General features: G+C 64.2%; 5 protein-coding genes. 2 read left to right on the forward strand and 3 right to left on the reverse strand.

Features of this window, described 5'->3' with window-relative positions; translation table 11 throughout:
• Window positions 1-1,252 (reverse strand): dihydroxy-acid dehydratase domain-containing protein (locus tag AC1D1P_RS17100; RefSeq protein ID WP_477673794.1); only part of this gene is annotated, 1,252 nt, incomplete at its 3' end.
• Window positions 1,253-1,416: 164 nt separating this feature from the next.
• A complete protein-coding gene (locus tag AC1D1P_RS17105; protein ID WP_477673795.1) occupies window positions 1,417-2,001 on the reverse strand; it encodes an OmpA family protein in 585 nt (194 codons plus the stop codon).
• Between the two features lie 120 nt (window positions 2,002-2,121).
• On the opposite strand from AC1D1P_RS17105, the gene AC1D1P_RS17110 reads away from it, so the two are divergent.
• Window positions 2,122-2,667, forward strand: a complete 546-nt coding sequence (locus AC1D1P_RS17110; protein ID WP_477671617.1) for a gamma-glutamylcyclotransferase — start codon at window positions 2,122-2,124, stop codon at window positions 2,665-2,667.
• Window positions 2,668-2,754: 87 nt separating this feature from the next.
• Window positions 2,755-3,282, forward strand: coding sequence for a superoxide dismutase family protein (locus AC1D1P_RS17115; RefSeq protein ID WP_477673796.1), 528 nt, complete (start codon window positions 2,755-2,757; stop codon window positions 3,280-3,282).
• A gap of 25 nt (window positions 3,283-3,307) precedes the next feature.
• Here the strand turns inward: AC1D1P_RS17115 and AC1D1P_RS17120 are convergent.
• A partial coding sequence (locus AC1D1P_RS17120; protein WP_477673797.1) for a nucleotidyltransferase family protein occupies window positions 3,308-3,835 on the reverse strand: 528 nt, incomplete at its 5' end.

A 3,835-nucleotide genomic window follows, 5' to 3' on the forward strand; every position in this document is an offset into this window, starting at 1 on the left:
CGGTGGCGCTGAAAGGTTTGGCAGGCGTGCGCACGATGGCCTCGTCTTTGGAAGCGCCCGCGTCGTGCCAGACAAGCGCCGCGCCGGCCAGCGCCGGCTCGCGTGTGTATTCGCGGATGCCGCCTTCACGCACCGTGAGCACGTCTTCATGCATGAAGCCCGCATCCAGCAACTCGCGAATGATGAAGCCGGGGCCGCCTGCGGCCTGGAACTGGTTCACGTCGGCGCTGCCGTTGGGGTAGACATGGGCCAGCGTCGGCACCACGTCAGAGAGGTCCGAAAAATCATTCCAGTCGATCACGATGCCGGCCGAATGCGCAACGGCTACCCAATGGATCAGGTGATTGGTGGAGCCCCCGGTGGCGAGCAGGGCCACCATGGCATTGACAATGGCTTTTTCATCGACGATCTGGCCGATGGGCGCAAAGCGCTTCGCCTTGACGATGCCAAGCACGGTGCGTGCCGCCTCGCGCGTGAGCTCCTCACGCAGTGCGTTGCCGGGGTTCACAAACGCGGTGCCCGGCACGTGCAGGCCCATGGCTTCAAGCAGCAGCTGGTTGCTGTTGGCGGTGCCGTAGAAGGTGCAGGTGCCGGGGCTGTGATAGGACTTGAATTCGGAATCAAGCAGGGCGTCACGGCCGACCAGGCCTTGCGCGGCCTGCTCACGCACATGGGCTTTTTCCTTGTTGGGAATGCCCGATGTCATGGGCCCGGCCGGCACAAACACCGTGGGCAGGTGGCCGAACTGCAGCGCGCCTATTAGCAAGCCCGGCACGATCTTGTCGCAGACGCCCAGCATCAGCGCCGCGTCGAACATGTCGTGCGACAGCGCCACGGCGGTCGCCATGGCGATCACATCGCGGCTGAAGAGGCTGAGCTCCATGCCGCTGGTGCCTTGCGTCACGCCGTCGCACATGGCGGGCACGCCGCCAGCCACCTGCGCCGTGGCGCCCAGCTTGCGGGCCTCGTCCTTGATGAAAGCCGGGTAGGCCTGAAGCGGGGTGTGCGCCGACAACATGTCGTTGTAGGCGGTGACGATGCCGATGTTGGGCTTACGCTCGGTCACCACCTTGAAGCGGTCGTCCAACGGCATGCCAGCAAAAGCATGCGCCACATTGGCGCAACCCATGCGGTCCAGGCCGGGTTCGCGGCTGGCGGCAGCGCGCAGGTGTGCAAGGTAGGCGCTGCGCGTGGGAAGGCTGCGCTCTGCGATGCGGGCGGTGATTTTTAAAACTGCGGGGTGAAGGGCCATGTTGTAACTCCGGTCATGGTCAAGTCACTGGGTATGTAACTTTATTACTGACTCTATGGTAACGGGTTACCGGCCTGTTTACCGCCGCATGGTTACCAGGTGGTTACGAAACGCAGCGGCAAAAGCTGTTCTGCAAAGTTCTGAAACAACCCGCGGGTGCGGCTTTACTGCAGGGTAATTTCCACACGCCGCGCTTCGGCGTCGCTGCCGCCGCCTACAAGCTGCTCGGGTTTTTTCAGCACAATCTGGCGATCGGAAACACCGGCCTGCTTCAGTGCCTCGCGCACGGCAAGGGCGCGCTGCCGGGCAAGCGCYGCATTTTTCTGGGCGTCCCCTGTGGCRTCGTGAAAACCGGTGATCACCAGCGTRCGGCCRGCCTTGGCGGCCTTGACCACTTCRCCCAGGGCAGCACCCGCACCGTCCGCAAGGTCKGCATCGCCCGARGCAAAATAAAACCGCACCGCGCCTTGCTCCACCTTCACGCTGGCGGCGTCGGCTGCAGCCTGCGAAGCCCGGCCGGCAATGTTCGCGGTATGGTCCACGGTGCTGGCTGGCAGGGCAGGCGTCGGCGCCACCTCTGGCACGGGGGGCACGGGCAGGGATATTTGGGCAGGCACAACAGCGGCGGAAGGCGACCGGCCGAGCCGATGCACGCAGAGCCCCACCACCAGCGCGATCACGAAGGCCACGAGGCCGAGAACGACCGCCAACACCAAGCCTTGCTGGCCTTCATCGTCCTGAGAAAACATTGCCCACTCCCGTCACTAAATCCGTCACAAAAACTCAGCGCATTGTAAAGTGCGGCTGTGGAAAATTCAGCCAAACAAGCCGCCAGCCCAGGCATCAGCGTTTCCCGCAACCCGGACCACATGCTTGAGACCGTCATCCGCGAATGGGGCGGTAAAAGCGATCTCTGGATCTTCGCCTATGCCTCGCTCATCTGGCGTCCGGAGTTTGAACATGCCGAGGAACGTTTTGCGACCATCCACGGCTACCACCGCGCCCTGAAGATGTGGAGCCGCCTGAACCGCGGCACGCCGGAATGCCCGGGCCTGGTGTTTGGCCTCCTGCACGGCGGCAGCTGCAAGGGGATGGTGTTTCGGATACCGCAGGCGCAGGTTGCCGGCGCCCTGCCCGCGCTGTGGGAACGCGAAATGCCCAACGGCGTGTACGACCCCAAGTGGCTGCGTTGCCAAACTGCAGGGGGCAATGTGCGGGCGCTGGCCTTCACCTTGTCCAAGCGCAGCCCCAACCATACGGGCGTGCTCAGCGAAGACGTTTACCGGCAGATCTTTTCGGACTCGTGCGGGCGCTACGGCACCACGCGCGAATATGCGCAACTCACCTACGACAAACTTAAAACCCTGGGAATTCACGACCACGCACTGGGCAAGCTGCTGGAGCTGGCCAAATAGGCCCAGACAGCGGAGGCCCCGGCCTTGTCAGCAGGGGCAAGGCGCCCTACAGTCAGCCACTGAATCAACCATCAGGAGACCTGCATCATGAAATACCACCTGGCACCGCTTGCCACCGCCCTTGCCGCCGCCTTTGTACTGGCCGCTTGCGCCTCATCCATGAGTGGCCCGCGCGCCGTGGCCCAATTGCAAAGCACCACCGGCAACACCGCCAGCGGCACCGTCAGCTTCGTGCAGAGCGGGGACAAGGTACTGGTTTCGGGCGAGATACGCGGCCTCAAGCCCAATGCCGAGCACGGTTTTCATGTGCATGAAAAAGGTGACTGCTCCAGCGGCGACGGCATGAGTGCAGGCGGGCACTTCAACCCCACCGGCCAGCAGCACGGCAGCCATGCCGACATGGCCCACCACACAGGCGACCTGCCCAGCCTGAAAGCCGATGCCAGCGGCGTCGCGAAATTCAGCTTTGAATCAAAGACCCTCTCAGTCGGCAGCGGCACGACCGACATCGTCGGCAAGGGCCTGATCGTTCACCGTGACCCCGACGACTACAAGACCCAGCCCACCGGCAACTCCGGCCCGCGGCTGGCCTGCGCAGTCATCGCAAAGGGCTGAGAGCTCCCGAGGCCGTTCAGGGCGGTCAACGCTGGCTGAACAGTTCTTCAGCCCGGCGCAAATCGTCCAGCGTATCGATATCGGTGACTGTGCCTTCATCGGTCACGTCAATGAATGCTACAGAATTGATAGCTTCTTGCGCCCGTACAACGGGCGCCGCACCCTGATTTCCCTTTAAATCCAGCAACGCATCGCGGCACGCGGCCGAAAACCCGACCGGGTGGCCGCGCGTGCCTCTGAACACCGGCACCACCACCGCGTGCTGCGCCAGCGCGTCGGCCACCGCCTGCAGCGTGGCGGCCTGCACCAGCGGCAAATCACCCGGCAAAATCAACCAGCCCGCAGCTTCGGGCGTGGCCCGCACGGCGGCCGCGATGCAGTCGCCCATGCCCGGGTGGCCTGCGTCTTCCAGATGCCAGGGCAAGCCGCTGGCAGCCACGGCGTCCAGCGTGTGCTGCAGCACCGGCTTGCCGGCCAGCAGCGCCTGCAGCTTGTGCATGCCGCCGCCCGACGCGGCAAAGCGCTCACCCCGGCCTGAGGCCAGCACCAGCAC

Source organism: Polaromonas sp. P1_E1_2 (genome assembly GCF_056406035.1).

What these genes read in the sequence shown, in the direction of transcription:
- AC1D1P_RS17115 (WP_477673796.1), top strand. Translation starts at nt 2,755, where the DNA reads ATGAAATACCACCTGGCACCGCTTGCCACCGCCCTTGCCGCCGCCTTT.
- AC1D1P_RS17110 (WP_477671617.1), top strand. Translation starts at nt 2,122, where the DNA reads ATGCTTGAGACCGTCATCCGCGAATGGGGCGGTAAAAGCGATCTCTGG.